At 63.5% G+C, this 14,875-nt stretch carries 20 protein-coding genes and 1 pseudogene; all 21 read left to right on the forward strand.

Features of this window, described 5'->3' with window-relative positions; translation table 11 throughout:
• Positions 1–28: 28 nt before the first annotated feature.
• The 21 genes and pseudogenes from NJH59_RS14190 (at position 29) to recA (ending at position 14,869) form a co-directional block, all read left to right on the forward strand.
• Positions 29–547 carry a hypothetical protein gene (locus NJH59_RS14190; protein WP_100633084.1) on the forward strand — a complete coding sequence of 173 codons (519 nt, stop codon included), beginning with the start codon at positions 29–31 and terminating at the stop codon, positions 545–547.
• Complete coding sequence (locus NJH59_RS14195; RefSeq protein ID WP_253086904.1) at positions 544–1,104, forward strand: phage baseplate assembly protein V; 561 nt, start codon at positions 544–546, stop codon at positions 1,102–1,104. The genes NJH59_RS14190 and NJH59_RS14195 overlap by 4 nt, the downstream gene beginning before the upstream one ends.
• A gap of 80 nt (positions 1,105–1,184) precedes the next feature.
• Positions 1,185–1,511 (forward strand): GPW/gp25 family protein, encoded by a 327-nt coding sequence (locus tag NJH59_RS14200; protein WP_043864285.1) that lies wholly within the window; start codon positions 1,185–1,187, stop codon positions 1,509–1,511.
• Entirely contained in the window at positions 1,508–2,389 is an 882-nt protein-coding gene (locus tag NJH59_RS14205; RefSeq protein ID WP_104572111.1) for a baseplate J/gp47 family protein, read from the forward strand. Before NJH59_RS14200 ends, NJH59_RS14205 begins: the two co-directional genes overlap by 4 nt.
• Position 2,390: 1 nt before the next feature.
• Entirely contained in the window at positions 2,391–2,993 is a 603-nt protein-coding gene (locus tag NJH59_RS14210; RefSeq protein ID WP_054914988.1) for a phage tail protein I, read from the forward strand.
• Positions 2,993–3,763: pseudogene (locus NJH59_RS14215) on the forward strand (phage tail protein); the annotation flags it as partial. The gene NJH59_RS14210 and the pseudogene NJH59_RS14215, both read left to right, overlap by 1 nt.
• An 894-nt stretch (positions 3,764–4,657) precedes the next feature.
• On the forward strand, positions 4,658–5,299 hold the full coding sequence (locus tag NJH59_RS25595; protein WP_367270539.1) for a glycine-rich domain-containing protein: 642 nt from the start codon (positions 4,658–4,660) through the stop codon (positions 5,297–5,299).
• A 2-nt stretch (positions 5,300–5,301) separates the two neighbouring features.
• Positions 5,302–5,697 carry a phage tail assembly chaperone gene (locus NJH59_RS14225; RefSeq protein ID WP_236176926.1) on the forward strand — a complete coding sequence of 132 codons (396 nt, stop codon included), beginning with the start codon at positions 5,302–5,304 and terminating at the stop codon, positions 5,695–5,697.
• 69 nt (positions 5,698–5,766) lie between these two features.
• Positions 5,767–5,952: a Com family DNA-binding transcriptional regulator gene (locus NJH59_RS14230; protein ID WP_116053078.1), complete on the forward strand. Its 186-nt coding sequence runs from the start codon at positions 5,767–5,769 to the stop codon at positions 5,950–5,952.
• Positions 5,953–5,962: 10 nt separating this feature from the next.
• Positions 5,963–6,295 (forward strand): hypothetical protein, encoded by a 333-nt coding sequence (locus tag NJH59_RS14235; RefSeq protein ID WP_088514470.1) that lies wholly within the window; start codon positions 5,963–5,965, stop codon positions 6,293–6,295.
• 109 nt (positions 6,296–6,404) lie between these two features.
• Positions 6,405–7,571 carry a phage tail sheath family protein gene (locus NJH59_RS14240; RefSeq protein ID WP_253086905.1) on the forward strand — a complete coding sequence of 389 codons (1,167 nt, stop codon included), beginning with the start codon at positions 6,405–6,407 and terminating at the stop codon, positions 7,569–7,571.
• A 12-nt stretch (positions 7,572–7,583) separates the two neighbouring features.
• A complete protein-coding gene (locus tag NJH59_RS14245) occupies positions 7,584–8,093 on the forward strand; it encodes a phage major tail tube protein (RefSeq protein ID WP_043864278.1) in 510 nt (169 codons plus the stop codon).
• A gap of 9 nt (positions 8,094–8,102) precedes the next feature.
• On the forward strand, positions 8,103–8,402 hold the full coding sequence (locus NJH59_RS14250) for a phage tail assembly protein (protein ID WP_043864277.1): 300 nt from the start codon (positions 8,103–8,105) through the stop codon (positions 8,400–8,402).
• A 140-nt stretch (positions 8,403–8,542) separates the two neighbouring features.
• Positions 8,543–9,925: a hypothetical protein gene (locus NJH59_RS14255; protein WP_253086906.1), complete on the forward strand. Its 1,383-nt coding sequence runs from the start codon at positions 8,543–8,545 to the stop codon at positions 9,923–9,925.
• Between the two features lie 9 nt (positions 9,926–9,934).
• Entirely contained in the window at positions 9,935–10,780 is an 846-nt protein-coding gene (locus NJH59_RS14260) for a phage tail protein (protein WP_253086907.1), read from the forward strand.
• Positions 10,755–10,961, forward strand: a complete 207-nt coding sequence (locus tag NJH59_RS14265; protein WP_253086908.1) for a tail protein X — start codon at positions 10,755–10,757, stop codon at positions 10,959–10,961. The genes NJH59_RS14260 and NJH59_RS14265 overlap by 26 nt, the downstream gene beginning before the upstream one ends.
• Positions 10,962–11,025: 64 nt before the next feature.
• A complete protein-coding gene (locus NJH59_RS14270; protein WP_058541501.1) occupies positions 11,026–12,069 on the forward strand; it encodes a phage late control D family protein in 1,044 nt (347 codons plus the stop codon).
• Positions 12,070–12,095: 26 nt separating this feature from the next.
• Positions 12,096–12,647: a glycoside hydrolase family 19 protein gene (locus tag NJH59_RS14275; RefSeq protein ID WP_054914982.1), complete on the forward strand. Its 552-nt coding sequence runs from the start codon at positions 12,096–12,098 to the stop codon at positions 12,645–12,647.
• Positions 12,644–13,138: a lysis system i-spanin subunit Rz gene (locus tag NJH59_RS14280; RefSeq protein ID WP_054914981.1), complete on the forward strand. Its 495-nt coding sequence runs from the start codon at positions 12,644–12,646 to the stop codon at positions 13,136–13,138. Before NJH59_RS14275 ends, NJH59_RS14280 begins: the two co-directional genes overlap by 4 nt.
• Before the next feature lie 59 nt (positions 13,139–13,197).
• Positions 13,198–13,680, forward strand: a complete 483-nt coding sequence (locus NJH59_RS14285; protein ID WP_253086909.1) for a CinA family protein — start codon at positions 13,198–13,200, stop codon at positions 13,678–13,680.
• A 106-nt stretch (positions 13,681–13,786) separates the two neighbouring features.
• A complete protein-coding gene (gene recA, locus NJH59_RS14290) occupies positions 13,787–14,869 on the forward strand; it encodes a recombinase RecA (protein ID WP_043864269.1) in 1,083 nt (360 codons plus the stop codon).
• Positions 14,870–14,875 lie beyond the last annotated feature (6 nt).

Below are 14,875 nucleotides of genomic sequence, written 5' to 3' on the forward strand. Positions count from 1 at the left end.
TGCCGAAGAAGACACGAAAGGAGGGCTTGTGAACGAACTCAAGCTATTGAGCCAGGCCATTACCGCAACATTCCAGGCGGGTGTACCTGATTTCGCGACGGTTGAAGCGTTCAGCGCAGTCAACGAGCACACTCCGCAACCGGCACTGTGTCACACCATCACCGCTATGGAGGCAAGCGTTGACCCCGGCGATGGACGCTTGTGCATCCTGGCGCGTTTCGAGGCACGCATCCTGGTGGATGCACAGCAGCAACACGCCGCCCTGCAAGCCGCCACATTGGCGGCGAAATCAACGCTTGTGCTGCACAAGCAGTTCTGGGGCGTGGATTTCGTCGCGGCGACCCTCAATGTGAAGGCGCAGACGGCCATACCTGCCGAAGTACCCGGCACCCTGGAATGGCGGGTGCAATGGCAGCAGCCCGTTTACCTTGGCGACCTGCAGTGGCCCTGGCCAGACCAGCCACCCGGTTCGCTGCTGTTCGCCTTCAGCCCCGACACAGGGCCTGCGCACAAGGACAGCTACCAGGCACCGGAGGACATGGCATGAGTTACGCCAGCTCCATGCATGACCGAATGCTGGCGGCGCTGGTCATTCCATGTCGGGTGGTCGGCATCGACCTGACGGCAGCGCGGGTACGGGTCTCCGATGGCGCCGGCTGGACCAGCGCCTGGGTGCGCTGGCACAGCCACGCGGCAGGCAAGGCCCGCCACTGGCGTGCGCCGAGCCTGAACGAGCAGGGCGCACTGCTCAGCCCCAGCGGTGAGCCGGCGCAGGGCACCTTCGTACCGGGCCTGTACGGCAATGCCGGCGCGCCACCCGACAACCGCGAGCACGTCGAGGTATGGCGCTTCGATGACGGTGGCTCGCTGGTCTACGACTGGCAGGCCCGCAGCTACAGCATCGAGCTGCCCGGTGGCACCGTCAGCCTCAAGGTGGCCGGCAGCTCGCTGCTGGTCACCGACAACGCAATCACCCTGAACGCCGCCAACATTGCCCTGACCGGTGAGGTGAGCATCAACGGTGGCCTGCGCGTGACCGGTGACATTCTGGGGGCCGGCAAGATCATCGACACCGGCGGCAACACCGCCAATCACAAGCACTGAACCCCGCCCGCCGACGCGGGCTTTTTTATGCCTGGAGACAACATGGCTAGTGAATGCATTCAGGCCAGGGAGGTACCGCGATGATCGGCATGAGCCGCCACGGCGGGCAGACGCTGTCCGGCATCGGGCACCTGCGCCAGTCCATCGAAGACATCCTCACCACCCCGCTGGGCAGCCGGCGCATGCGCCCCGACTACGGCAGCAAGCTGCGCCGTTTCGTCGACCTGCCAGTCAACGAGGGCTGGAAGAGTGCGGTGCAGGCCGAGGTCGCCCGCGCCCTGACCCGCTGGGAACCACGCCTGAAATTGCAGCGAGTGCGCGTGGTGGCGGTAGTGGGCGGGCAGATCAGCCTGCAGCTGAGCGGGCAGTACCTGGGTGACAGCCAACTGCTGGAGATAACGGCATGAGCAACGTGGAACTGTCGGCGCTGCCCGCGCCGCAGGTGCTGGAAGATCTCGACTTCGAGGACATCTTCCAGGATGACCTGGCGGCCTTTCGGTCGCACATGGGCGAGAACTGGGACGCGCTGCTGGAAAGCGACCCGGTGACCAAACTGCTGGAGGTGGGCGCGTACCGCAAGCTGCTCAATCGGGCGCGGGTCAACGATGCCGCCAAGGCGCTGCTGCTGGCCTATGCCCAGGGCAGCGACCTGGACCAGCTGGCAGCCAACGTGCAGCTCAAGCGGCTGGTGGTACAGGCCGAAGACGCGAACAGTGTGCCACCGACCCTCGAAGTGCTTGAGGAAGACGATGCACTGCGCGAGCGGGTGCAACTGGTGTACGAGGGCCTGACCACCGCCGGCCCGCGCAACAGCTACATCCTGCATGCACGCAATGCCTCGGGGCAGGTGGCCGATGCCTCTGCAGAAAGCCCGTCACCGGCAGTGGTGGAGGTGACGGTGCTGAGCCTGGAGGAGAACGGCATCGCCAGTGCGCAGTTGCTGGCCGAAGTGGCCGCCTACCTCAACGACGACGATGTACGCCCGGTGGCGGACCGCCTGGAAGTGCGCAGTGCCGAGGTGATTCCTTATCGCATCGATGCCGTGCTCTACATGGCCGGGACGGGGCCGGAGAACGAAGCGACCCTGGCCGAGTGCCAGCGGCGCCTGCAGGCCTGGGTCAACCCCCGACGACGTCTTGGCGTGGAGGTCTCGCGCTCGGCCATCGATGCGCAACTGCACATCGCCGGTGTGAGCCGGGTGGAGCTGCGCAACTGGACCGACATCCGACCGAGCAAGGCGCAGGCGGCCTGGTGCACCGGGTTCGAACTGACGCGGGGGGGCTGACATGCACAGCCTCCTGCCGCTCAACAGCACGCCGCTGGAACGGGCCGTCGAGGCGGCCTCCAGCGAAGACCTCAAGGTCACCCTGCGCACCCTGTACAACCCCGATACCTGCCCGGCGAACCTGTTGTACCAGCTGGCCTGGGCCTGGTCGGTGGACCGTTGGGACGACACCTGGCCCGAGGCGATCAAGCGCTCGGTGATTCGCTCCTCGTTCTACGTGCATGCCCACAAGGGCACGATCGGCGCATTGCGCCGCGTGGTGGAGCCGTTTGGTTATTTGATCGAAGTGATCGAGTGGTTCAAGGCCACGCCCCCGGCGGTGCCCGGCACGTTCGCGCTGAAGATCGGCGTGTCCGAGGCGGGGATCAGCGAACAGACGTACCAGGAACTGACCTGGCTGATCGACGACGCCAGGCCCGTCAGCCGACACCTGAGTGGCCTGGTCATCAGCCTGGAAACCGCTGGGTCGCTTTACCTCGGCGCCGCGCTGCAAGACGGCGACGAACTTGACATCTACCCGCCTGCGCCGGCCGACCTCACGGTCATGGGGGCCATCGGGCGTGGTGGGCGAGAACACACCATTGACTATCTGGACATTTACTAATGGTTGATCAGAACTCCCAGTTCTACGCGATCCTGACCAAGGTGGGGGCCGCGAAACAGGCCAATGCGGATGCCCTGGGCATTCCTTGGAAAATCACACACATGGCCGTCGGTGACGCCAGTCCGGCAGGGCTGGACAACCCGCCGCTGCCAATGCCCGACGCGAGCTGGACCAGCCTGCTCAACGAGTGGCGGCGGGCGCCGCTGAACCAGCTCAAGGTCGACGAAAAGGACAGTGCGGTCATCGTCGCCGAGCAGGTGATTCCGGCCGAGATCGGCGGTCGCTGGATTCGCGAGGTGGGGCTGTACGACGCCGACGGCGACCTGGTGGCGGTGGCCAACTGTGCGCCTACCTACAAGCCGCTGCTCAACCAGGGCTCGGGTCGTACCCAGGTGGTGCGCATGAACCTGGTGGTCAGCAGCGCCAGCAATGTGCAACTCAAGATCGATCCGGGTGTAGTGCTGGCGACCCGCGAGTTCGTGACCGAGGAACTGGCCAAGCGCGACTTCAAGCACTCGGTGCTGGCTGCGACCACGGCCGCGGTCACCTTGAGCGGGTTGCAGACGATGGATGGTGTTGCGCTACAGGCGGGCGCGCGCGTGCTGGTGAAGAATCAGGCCGCTGCCAAGGACAACGGCCTGTATCTGGTTGCCAGTGGAGCGTGGACACGTTGCCCGGATGCGGACAGCAGCGTCAAGGTCACGCCCGGCCTGCTGGTGCTGGTGGAGCGGGGTACGGTCAATGGTGACAGTGGGTGGCAGTTGGTGACGGATGCGCCCATAACCTTAGGCGTTACGGCGTTGGCCTTCGACATGGCGTTCGGGCCTACCGGGGTGGTACCTGGTACTTATCGTAGTGTCTCTGTCGACAAGTATGGCCGAATTGTGGCCGCTACCAACCCTACCACTGTGGCAGGTTATGGTCTGATTGATGTGCTTACGACTACTCAGGTCAATGCTGCGCTGGCGTTGAAGGCGCCCCTCGCAAGTCCGGCATTGACTGGCGCCCCGACAGCACCCACGTTGGCGGGTACTGACACGAGTACAAAGCTGGCCAACGCCGCGTCAGTGCGGGCGATCATGGCGAACTTTGGTCTGGGCTCCAAAGCTGCCAGTTTTGAAGGCAGTATCGACGATATTCGTGAGACCGGTGTTTATCTGATCGCCAACACTAGTTTGGGAGCCAAGCCACCCTATCCTCCCGGTTTTGGTAGCGGAACTGTACCCAACGGGACTTTGTTTCACTTGGAGCGTGGTAGCTCCAACATGTCCACCCAGTTGTGGGATACGTTGACTGCGGGAACGCCGATGGCATTTCTGCGCACTCGCCTGGCCACTGGTGTCTGGGGAGAATGGTCGCAATTGTGGAACAGCGTGAATACGCCGAAGCAATCTAGCCCGCTCGACGTGACACCAGGAGCGATGCTGACGATAGGCTCATTCGGTGTAGGCAAGGCGGTAATTGGCGTTGATCCGAACCTGAACAGCTATCAGGTGCCAGGAAACTATTTGACTGCTCTTTCTGCGCTAACCAACGTACCGCCTGGCTGGCCCACTGCTGCACGTTATAGCTTGATAGTAGAGGGATACGACTCCACCAACTACCTTGTCCAGACGCTGACTGCGCTCTCAGTTGCAGATGCACCTATCAGTGCGAAGCGGGTAATGACTGGCCCCGGAAACTGGACGTCGTGGCAGGTGCTGAGTACCAATGAGCAGCTTCCCTATCGCGGTATCAAGGTGTTCAGCACTGCAGGCACCTTTACTTGGACTGTTCCGAAAGGGGTCACGAAGGCCTGGGTCCGTGTAGTGGGCGGAGGTGGTGGCGGTGGACGATTTATCCACGGCGGTGGCGGTGGCGGTGGCGGTGGAATCGCTGAGGCTTTGGTTGACCTGACCGGGCTGTCATCGGTTTCCGTAACCGTTGGCAGAGGTGGCGCCGGGCGTACGACCTCTAATGGGGATGGCGATAATGGCTCGGGATCTTCCTTTGGGACCTTGCTCAGTGCCGACCCAGGCCGCGGCTCTAGCATCTGGTTGGGTGGACGGGGAGGCGCCGGGGTCGGCGGGGATATCAATGCCTCAATGGGCAATGGTCATAACCAGACTCGTCACGACAACTCGGGTAACGGTGGCTCAATTTACGGAGGCGGCAGCGGAGCAGGTGGCGGGGGTGTTGGTTCAGGCTACGGCATAGTCGGGGGCGCAGGGGGGAATGGCGTTCTTCCCGGCAGTGGCGGTGGTGGTGGCAACGAGAACGGCAATGGCGGCAACGGTGCCGCAGGCGAAGTTTCGATCAGGTGGTGACCATGTGGGCAAGAATTGAAGACGGTGTAGTATTGGAGGTAACGGATCTTGACCCGACCGGGCGTTTCCATCCTTCCATGACTTGGATGGCATGTGACGCTCGGGTGACACAGGGTTGGCAGCTCAAGGGCGATATTCTCGAAGCCCCAGTGGCTGCAGCTATAGATCTGTCCGCGATCGAACGATCATGGCGTGATCGCAGTGTGAACGAGACAGAGTGGCTGGTAACCCGTCATCGCGACGAGCGCGAGCTGAAGCTGAATACCACTCTAACTTCTGTACAGTTCGCCGAACTGTTGGTGTATCGCCAAAGCTTGCGCGACTGGCCTCAATCAACGGATTTCCCCAAGTCCGAGCATCGCCCGCCAGAGCTTTCCTGGCTCGCCGAGCAGATTTGATAAGCCCCGCACTGTCGGGGCTTTTTCATTCTTCAAGACCCTTCAGCAGAAAATCACAAGGCTTTGCAGATGTTGAAAGATTGCAGATGCGGCAGATGCAAACGACTGCTTGCCCGTATGGGCGAGTTCACAGAACTCCAGATCAAATGTTCCCGCTGCGGAACGTTGAATCATATGAAGGCCACGAGCCTCGAACCATCGCCTGTGAGCGACATGAACGCGGAATGTTCCGCTACCCAGCATTCGACTCGATAGGTAAAAAATCATGGAACCAGTAAAAGTAGGCAAGCATTTCTTCAACGCTCACCCGACCACGGTGACTCAAGTCTTCAGCCCGGAAGAAAACAAGGAAGGCGTCTATCTGCGCACCGCCACCATTTGCACCGGCGGCGGCATCATCAACCTGTACAGCGGTCCCAAGGCACCTGCTCGTCTGGGTGACATGACGGTGCACGCTATCATGGGCGGAGTAGCCAGTAGCAACAACTGGCAGTACACCCAACCCTACCCACTGCTTATCCCTGCTGGCTACGGGCTGTGGACCGTCTCGAACAACTCTGTCGCCGCGATCTCGCTGACCTGGGACTTCCTCGCCTGATTTTGGCCACCGCACCTGTACCTGCAACGGGCGGTTCGCCCCGATAGTTGCCGATCCAACCTTACAAGGCCCTGCATTGCAGGGCCTTTTTCATACCCGGAGTTTACCCATGAGTGGTTTCTTTCACGGCGTCACCGTCACCAACGTCGACACCGGCGCACGCACCATCGCGTTGCCGTCGTCCTCGATCATCGGCCTGGTGGACACCTTCACCGAAGGCCCGACCGCCAGCGCCAAGTTCAACGACCTGGTGCTGATCACCAGCGAGCGTGAAGCCATCGCCGCCTTCGGCGCCGACGCGGCCATCACCCGTGCCTGCCAGGCCATCTACCAGCGCGCCAAGGCGGTCATCGTCGCCTGCGGCGTGGCCAAGGTGGCCGACGCCGCCGAGCAGACCTCGGCCATCATCGGCAGCGTGCTGGCCGACGGCAAGCGTACCGGCCTGCAAGCGCTGCTCGACGGCAAGAGCCGTTTCAACGCCCAGCCGCGCCTGCTGGTCACTCCAGAGCACAGCGCAACTCAAGCCGTCGCCACCGCTCTGGTGGCCCTGGCCGACAAGCTGCGCGGCCTGGCCATCATCGACGGCCCGGCCACCACCGACGAGGCCGCCCTGGCCTACGCCGAAAACTTCGGTGCCAAGCGCGCCTTCCTGGTCGACCCGGGCGTGCAGTACTGGGACACCACCACCAGCGCCACCGTCGATGCACCGGCCTCGGCCTGGGTCGCCGGCCTGTTCGCCTGGACCGACAATGAGTACGGCTTCTGGGCCTCGCCCTCGAACAAGGAGTTCGTCGGCATCACCGGCACCACCCGCCCCATCGAGTTCCTCGATGGCGACGAGACCTGCCGCGCCAACCTGCTCAACAACGCCAACATCACCACCATCATCCGCGATGACGGCTATCGCCTGTGGGGCAACCGCACCCTGAGCAGCGACCCGAAGTGGGCCTTCGTCACCCGCGTGCGCACCATGGACATCGTGATGGACGCGATTCTCTACGGGCACAAATGGGCAGTCGACCGTTCGATCACCGCCACCTACGTCAAGGACGTGACCGAAGGCCTGCAGGCGTTCATGCGCGACCTCAAGGCCCAGGGCGCGATCATCAACTTCGAAGTGTTCGCCGACCCGGAACTCAACAGTGCCAGCCAGCTGGAGCAGGGCAAGGTGTACTGGAACATCCGCTTCACCGACGTACCACCGGCCGAAAACCCCAACTTCCGCGTCGAGGTCACCAACCAGTGGCTGACCGAAGTTCTCGATAACGCAGCTTAAGGAGCACTAGCAATGGCAATGATTCCCGAAACCCTGGCGAACCTGAACCTCTTCGTCGATGGCACCAGCTTCCAGGGCGATGTCACCAGCCTGACCCTGCCCAAGCTCACCCTGAAAATGGAAGAGCACCGGGTGGGCGGCATGGACATGCCCATCGAGATGGACATGGGCATGGAGAAGCAGGAAGCCGGCTTCACCACTACCGGCGTGCGCCGTGAGTCGCTGAAGTTCTTCGGCCTGGCCGATGGTTCTGCGTTCAACGGCACCTTCCGCGGTGCCTTCAAGGGCCTCAAGGGCGCTGTCACCCCGGTGATCGTGACCCTGCGCGGCGCGCTCAAGGAAGTCGACATGGGCGATTGGAAGGCCGGTGACAAGGCCGAGGTCAAGCACACCGTCGCCGTCACCTACTACAAGCTGGAAGTCGGCGGACGCCTGATCTACGAGATCGACCCCATCGGCATGAAGCGCGTGATCGACGGCGTCGACCAGCTCGCGGCACAACGTTCGGCCCTGGGCCTGTAAGGACTTCTCATGACCCAAGCAAAGATCCCCAGCTGGATGAAGCTGAGCGCCGACGGCGTGGTGGTGGCGCTGACCCGGCCGAGCGAAGCCAATGGCATCAAGGTCGACAGCCTGTCGTTGCGCTCGCCTACGGTACGCGACATTCGTGCGGCTCAGTCGGCCGGCAGCGGCGACGACGAGCAGCGTGAGCTGAACCTGTTCGCCTCCCTCGCCGAGGTGGGCATCAAGGACCTGGAGGGCCTCGCGCTCAAGGACTATGGCCGCCTGCAGGCGGGCTATTTTCGCCTGGTGCAAGACGACGAGCTTTGACCCCTCCCTTCAGAAGGTGGCCGCCAGGCGGCTTGCCCGTGAGCTGAATTTTTCTGCCACCGAGATCATGACCATGTCGTTCAACGACATGGTCTGGTGGCTCACGGAGTGAGCCGGTTTTGCACGCACAGGGGGACCGTATGGCAAACGCGTTAGCGTTGAAACTGGTTATCGGCGCCTCGGTCAGTTCGACGATCGGCGCATCATTCAAGCTGCTTGAGGCGCGGATCCGGCAACTCAGGCAATTGAGCAGCGAAGGCAAGGGCGACCTGTACCCGCTCGGGCACGAGACGCTGGGCAACGGGATGCTCGACAGCGCTCCTGGTGACCCGCCAGGCGCGAGAACTCAAGCAAAGACCGGGGGCGTCGTACAGGCTGCTGAAACACAGGGCTCCCGGCACAGGCTGACATTGTTGAAGAGCATCGACGGGCACTTGCAGGTGATCAGTTTCCAGGTCGCCGATGTTGCGCGCCGGCTTTCGCAATCGAAGCCCGCCAGGGTATTCGTAAACATCAGATCGCAAGCGGCACCGCAGGCACCCGCAGGGGCAACTGCGGCTGCTTCACTGGAGACTGCAGCGCCTGCATCTCTGCCAACCGATGGGACACCTGCGGCGGGTCGGGTATCCGACCCGCTCAGCAGGAGGATGGCGGGGAGCGATGATACCGGGCCCCCGGCAAAGGGGCCGCAGCCCATCGGTATCATCGCTGTTGCCAGTGATTTCAGGGCAGGGCCACGGAAGGCTGGCGTGCTGGGTGGCGACGCTCCCAAAGGCGCAAGGGCGCCGCAACGGGTGTTTGTCGTCAATGCCCAGGACTTTTGCTGCGGCGCGATAACTTCGAGAAGGGGTAGAGGGGGAAGAAAGAACAGCCCCTCCAGGCGCCGACCTTCATCTGCTCCGGTTGGGCGCTGGGAAAGCATCAAAGGTTACCTCGGCAAGGCTGTTCCGGCGATCAAGGCCGCTCGAGCGCCCGCAGCCGTCGAGGCCATCTACAAGTTCGGCAAGACCTTCCTCACTGCAGAAACCACCGAGCAGAAGGCCGAGGGATATGGTGGGGCAGTGGGCGGTTTTGGTGGCGCACTGGCCGGGGCTGCGCTGGGCGCTTTCGTTCCTGTCATCGGTCCTGCGATCGGTTCGGTGATCGGGGGTATTGTGTTCAGCGAGTGGGGCTCCTCGTTAGCCAAGAAGTGGTTTGCAGACGACGATGCTGCCAAGCCTCCTGCTGGCGAACCCACTCACTTGTCCAAGTCGCTGGGCGATGTCGCTCGTTCGATGAATCCCGGCGCTGGCGAGCCGATGACAATTCTGTCGTTGCCGCCTGCACCACCTTCGATCAGCCCTGCGCCGCAGCCGATTGCCCAACAGATCACCTTCGCCCCGAACATGCCCATCACCGTGCAGGGCAGTGTCACCGACCCGGCCCAGTTGGCGATGAACATCGAGCCGATCATTCGACGTCAGTTCCTCGAACTGACCCGTCAGGCTTCGATGCGGCAACTGGCCGACCCCACATTTGTATAAGGAGCTGCCATGACCTACATGGACCAGTTGCACTTGGCCCTGCGGGCGCTGATCGCAGCGGGGGAGGCGGGCCGGCGCAGTGCCGACGAGATGCTGGAGCCCATGACCGGCGCCATCAGCGATATCGCCGAAGCCGCTGCCGCGCTCGAGGACATCCCCTACGTCGGGCCGCTGATCGGCGCCAGGCTGCAACGCACGATGCGCGCCATCAACCGGGCGCAGCAGGGCGTCGACAAGGTGCTGGGCCGTTACAGCCGCGCCGTGGCCAAGGTTGCGCTGGTGCAGGAGCGCATCGTCATATTCGAGCAGAAGGCGGCCAAGGCTGCCGCAGCCATCAACAAGGTGGCGGGTCGCATCAGCCCGTCGCTGGGCACGTTGCTGCCCACCGGCAGTTTCGCGCCGTCGGTCACGCCGGCAGCCGAGGTGGTCAAGCCGTTCCCGCACCTGCTCATTCTGCAGTCGTTGCAGGCGCAGGCGCAGCCTTACTACTTCAACCTCGACACCGCGACCTTCGATGAACTGCGTCGCCAGAGCGGCTTTCGCTGGGCGGGCCAGGAGCGCCTGAGCCGCCACCCGGCGCAGCAGGCGGTGGGGCTGGGCGAAGAGCGCATCACCCTCAAGGGCACGATCTTTCCCGGTGCCAAAAGCGGGCTCGGCCAGTTGCAGGCGCTGCGCAGCATCGGTCGGCAATTGCAGCCACTGAGCCTGACCACCGGCTACGGCGAGGTACTGGGCAACTGGTGCCTGACCAGCATCGAGGAGGACCAGAGCAGCCTGGTGGCTGGCGGCATTCCTCGCAAACAAGGCTTTTCATTGGAGTTCGTGAGCTATGGCGATGATCTGCAGAACCTCTGACGGCGATCTGCTCGACAGCCTCTGCCAGCACTACTACGGGCACCTCAACGGCAGCGTCGAAGCGGTACTCGATGCCAACCAGGGCCTGGCCGACCAGGCGCAGCCGTTTGGTGCCGGGGTGCTCATCAGGCTGCCCGCATTGACGCCCGCCCGCCAGGCCCTGCTGCAGTTGTGGGACTGAGCTGGCGCGCCCCCCCTGCCTGCCAGCGCTGCGTGCGCGGGCAGGCCCTTCTGGAGCAGCAACCATGCAACCTGTGTTTCGCATCGTGGCCGATGGCAAGGACATCACCGCGCTGATCAATGATCGCCTGCTGTCGCTGCGTACCACCGACAAGCCGGGCATGGACTCGGACGAGTTCGAATTGCGTATCGACGATCGCGACGGCGAGGTGGCATTGCCGGCACGCGGTGCCTTCATCGAGGTGCATCTGGGCTACGCCGGCCAGGCATTGACCCGCCTGGGGCGCTACGCCGTGGATGAGGTGGAGCTGTCCGGGCCGCCCGACAGCATCGTGATCCGAGGCAAGGCCAGCGACATGCGCGGCAGCGGCAAGACCACCCGCAGCGGCAGCTGGGAGAACGTCACCCTGCAGCAGATCGTGCGCGACATCGCCGCGCGCAATGGCTGGCAGCCAGCGTGCCCGGTGACGCTGCGCATACCGCGCATCGACCAGTTCAACGAGTCGGACTTCAACTTCATCACCCGCCTGGGGCGCCTGTTCGACTGCACCGCCAAGGTAGCGAACGGCGCGCTGCTGGTGATGCCGCGCCAGGCCGGCAAGAGCGCCAGCGGCAAGGCCCTTGGCAACGTCATGATCAGCCGTGGCGATGTGCGCAGCTGGCAGTTTCGCATGACCGACAAAGGCACCCACAAGGCCGTGCAAACGCGTCATCTGGACAGCAAGACCGGCCAGCAGAGCGTGGTCGACCTGCCCAACGACGACGCGCCCGACGGCCTGTCGCCTGTGCACACCGACCGCCACCTGTACCCCAACCGTAGCGCTGCCGAGCAGGCCGCCAAGGCCCGCCTGGCGGCGCTCAACCGCAGCACCGCCAGCCTGCGCCTGGAAATGCCGGGCCGCACCGACCTGTTCGTCGAACGCATCCTCGACGCCCAGGGCTTCAAGCCTGGCCTCGATGGCGAGTACCTGATCGAGTCGATCGAGCAGGTGTTCAGCGCGTCCGGGTGGAGCACCACGGTCGAGTGCAATGGCGGCAAGCAAGGCAAGGCCAGGGCCAAGGGCGGGCAGGGTAATGCCGGTCGTTCGCTCAAGGCCGGACAGGCCTGAACCCCTATGCATTTTGGAGAATGATGATGGTCATCACTCAGCAGAACTTGATGCAGATTCTTCCCGGTGCCGGCGCCAATGCCGGCATTTTTGTACCCGCCCTGAACACTGCCATGGCCCGTTGGGAAATCGACAACCCCCGACGCATTGCCGCCTTCCTCGCGCAGATCGGCCACGAGTCGGGCCACCTGCGTTACGTGAAGGAGCTGGGCAGCGATCGCTACCTGTCCCGTTACGACACCGGCGCCCTGGCCCTGCGCCTGGGCAACACGCCGGAGGCGGACGGCGACGGTCAGCGGTACTGCGGCAGGGGGCTGATCCAGGTTACAGGGCGCAACAATTACCGCGCCTGCAGCATGGCGCTGTTTGGCGACGAGCGTCTGCTGGAGTTGCCGCAGTTGCTCGAGCAACCGCGTTGGGCCGCCGAGTCGGCTGCCTGGTTCTGGCACTCGCGCGGGCTTAACGCGCTGGCCGACCGCGGTGAGTTCAACCGCATCACGCGGCATATCAACGGTGGCCTCAATGGCCTGGAGGATCGCCTCAAACTCTGGGCCCGCGCCCGCGAGGTGCTGTGTTGAACCGCTTGCACGCTGGCGTGCTGCTGAGCCTGGTGCTGCTGGCCTGCGCATTGACCTGGCAGGTCCAGGGCTGGCGCCTGGGCCGCCAGCTGGCGCAGCAGCAACAGGCCTGGGCATTCGAACGCCAGCAACTGGCCGAGCGTGCTGCCGCCGAGCTGCAGGGCGAACGCCAGCAACGCCATGTGCTGGAGCGCCAGCTGGACTTGAACGACAACACCCATTATCAGGAGCTTCTCGATGCACAACAGGCTCAGGCACGCTTGCGTGATCGGCTGGCTACTGCTGATCTGCGGTTGTCGGTCCTTCTCGACCGCGACGCCACCCCCGACCTGCCTGCCGCCCCCGGCGCCGGCAGCCTGGATCATGGCGCCCCACGCGCCCGACTTGACCCGGCGCATGCTCGACGAATTATCGCCATCACCGATGCCGGTGACGCCGGACTGATCGCCCTGCGCGCCTGCCAGGGTTACATACGCGCGCTCACACCTTGAGTGTTCAGCCACGCCGATAGCTGGTGTAGGGTAGGCGCCAGACCTTCAAGGAGCCTGCCATGGACCCGATCACCGCACTTTCTGCCCGGCTGGGGGAACACCTGCGCCGTTACAATGCCCAAGTCACCACGGCCGAGTCCTGCACCGGCGGTGGTATCGCCGAGGCCATCACACGTATTCCTGGCAGTTCGGCCTGGTTCGAAGCGGGCTACGTGACCTACTCCAACACCCAGAAGACTCGCCAGCTGGGGGTAGACCAGGCACTGTTCCCGCAGGTCGGTGCGGTCAGCCAGGAAGTGGTCGAAGCCATGGTGCGCGGCGCCCAGGCTGCCAGCGGGGCACGCTTTGCCGTGGCGGTCAGCGGTGTGGCAGGGCCCGATGGCGGCTCGCCGGCCAAACCGGTGGGCACTGTATGGCTGGCCTGGGGCGACGGTGCGCGTGTGGCCAGCGAGCGCCGGCACTTCGATGGCGACCGCGATGCGGTGCGCCGACAAACGGTAATCGCCGCCCTAGAGGGCTTGTTACAGCTTGGCGCAGAGTAAATCGCAAATCGGGGGTAGGCGGAAAGAAAACCCTGTGGAATAATACTGGCTACTTATACAGGTGTTGTGGCCGTCAGGCCCTATCGATGATTACGTGAGGACTTCAATGGACGACAACAAGAAGCGTGCCTTGGCTGCGGCCCTGGGTCAGATCGAACGTCAATTCGGTAAAGGCGCGGTCATGCGCATGGGCGATCACGATCGCCAGGCGATTCCGGCAATCTCGACCGGCTCGCTGGGTCTGGACATTGCTCTGGGCATCGGCGGCCTGCCAAAGGGCCGTATCGTCGAAATCTACGGTCCTGAGTCGTCGGGTAAGACCACGCTGACCCTGTCGGTGATCGCCCAGGCACAAAAAGCCGGCGCCACCTGCGCATTCGTCGACGCCGAACACGCCCTCGACCCCGAGTACGCCGGCAAGCTGGGCGTCAATGTCGACGACCTGCTGGTCTCGCAGCCGGACACCGGTGAGCAGGCCCTGGAAATCACCGACATGCTGGTGCGCTCCAACGCTGTCGACGTGATCATCGTCGACTCCGTGGCGGCCCTGGTACCCAAGGCCGAGATCGAAGGCGAAATGGGCGACATGCACGTGGGCCTGCAGGCTCGCCTGATGTCCCAGGCACTGCGCAAGATCACCGGCAACATCAAGAACGCCAACTGCCTGGTGATCTTCATCAACCAGATCCGCATGAAAATCGGCGTGATGTTCGGCAGCCCGGAAACCACCACCGGTGGTAACGCGCTGAAGTTCTACGCTTCGGTACGTCTGGACATCCGCCGTACCGGCGCGGTGAAGGAAGGCGACGAAGTGGTCGGCAGCGAAACCCGCGTCAAAATCGTCAAGAACAAGGTGGCGCCGCCGTTCCGCCAGGCCGAGTTCCAGATTCTGTATGGCAAGGGCATCTACCGCAACGGTGAGATCATCGACCTGGGCGTGCTGCACGGCTTCCTCGAAAAAGCCGGTGCCTGGTACAGCTACCAGGGCAGCAAGATCGGTCAGGGTAAAGCCAACTCCGCCAAGTTCCTGGCAGAGAACCCGGAAATCGCCGCGACCCTCGAGAAGCAGATCCGTGACAAGCTGCTGACCGGTGGTGTTGAAGCTGCAGCTGCTGCGGCTGCTGGTAAAACGGCTGCTGCAGAACCTGAAGATGATCTGGTCGACGCTGACGCCGACGCCAACTTCTGATTTGCA

The organism is Pseudomonas sp. VE 267-6A (assembly GCF_024126555.1).
Taxonomy (GTDB): Bacteria; Pseudomonadota; Gammaproteobacteria; order Pseudomonadales; family Pseudomonadaceae; genus Aquipseudomonas; species Aquipseudomonas palmensis.

What these genes read in the sequence shown, in the direction of transcription:
- NJH59_RS14235 (WP_088514470.1), top strand. Translation starts at nt 5,963, where the DNA reads ATGGAACCAGTAAAAGTAGGCAAGCATTTCTTCAACGCTCACCCGACC.
- NJH59_RS14255 (WP_253086906.1), top strand. Translation starts at nt 8,543, where the DNA reads ATGGCAAACGCGTTAGCGTTGAAACTGGTTATCGGCGCCTCGGTCAGT.
- NJH59_RS14275 (WP_054914982.1), top strand. Translation starts at nt 12,096, where the DNA reads ATGGTCATCACTCAGCAGAACTTGATGCAGATTCTTCCCGGTGCCGGC.
- NJH59_RS14285 (WP_253086909.1), top strand. Translation starts at nt 13,198, where the DNA reads ATGGACCCGATCACCGCACTTTCTGCCCGGCTGGGGGAACACCTGCGC.
- NJH59_RS14225 (WP_236176926.1), top strand. Translation starts at nt 5,302, where the DNA reads ATGTGGGCAAGAATTGAAGACGGTGTAGTATTGGAGGTAACGGATCTT.
- NJH59_RS14265 (WP_253086908.1), top strand. Translation starts at nt 10,755, where the DNA reads ATGGCGATGATCTGCAGAACCTCTGACGGCGATCTGCTCGACAGCCTC.
- recA (WP_043864269.1), top strand. Translation starts at nt 13,787, where the DNA reads ATGGACGACAACAAGAAGCGTGCCTTGGCTGCGGCCCTGGGTCAGATC.
- NJH59_RS14245 (WP_043864278.1), top strand. Translation starts at nt 7,584, where the DNA reads ATGGCAATGATTCCCGAAACCCTGGCGAACCTGAACCTCTTCGTCGAT.
- NJH59_RS14205 (WP_104572111.1), top strand. Translation starts at nt 1,508, where the DNA reads ATGAGCAACGTGGAACTGTCGGCGCTGCCCGCGCCGCAGGTGCTGGAA.
- NJH59_RS25595 (WP_367270539.1), top strand. Translation starts at nt 4,658, where the DNA reads ATGACTGGCCCCGGAAACTGGACGTCGTGGCAGGTGCTGAGTACCAAT.
- NJH59_RS14200 (WP_043864285.1), top strand. Translation starts at nt 1,185, where the DNA reads ATGATCGGCATGAGCCGCCACGGCGGGCAGACGCTGTCCGGCATCGGG.
- NJH59_RS14240 (WP_253086905.1), top strand. Translation starts at nt 6,405, where the DNA reads ATGAGTGGTTTCTTTCACGGCGTCACCGTCACCAACGTCGACACCGGC.
- NJH59_RS14210 (WP_054914988.1), top strand. Translation starts at nt 2,391, where the DNA reads ATGCACAGCCTCCTGCCGCTCAACAGCACGCCGCTGGAACGGGCCGTC.
- NJH59_RS14230 (WP_116053078.1), top strand. Translation starts at nt 5,767, where the DNA reads ATGTTGAAAGATTGCAGATGCGGCAGATGCAAACGACTGCTTGCCCGT.
- NJH59_RS14270 (WP_058541501.1), top strand. Translation starts at nt 11,026, where the DNA reads ATGCAACCTGTGTTTCGCATCGTGGCCGATGGCAAGGACATCACCGCG.
- NJH59_RS14250 (WP_043864277.1), top strand. Translation starts at nt 8,103, where the DNA reads ATGACCCAAGCAAAGATCCCCAGCTGGATGAAGCTGAGCGCCGACGGC.
- NJH59_RS14260 (WP_253086907.1), top strand. Translation starts at nt 9,935, where the DNA reads ATGACCTACATGGACCAGTTGCACTTGGCCCTGCGGGCGCTGATCGCA.
- NJH59_RS14195 (WP_253086904.1), top strand. Translation starts at nt 544, where the DNA reads ATGAGTTACGCCAGCTCCATGCATGACCGAATGCTGGCGGCGCTGGTC.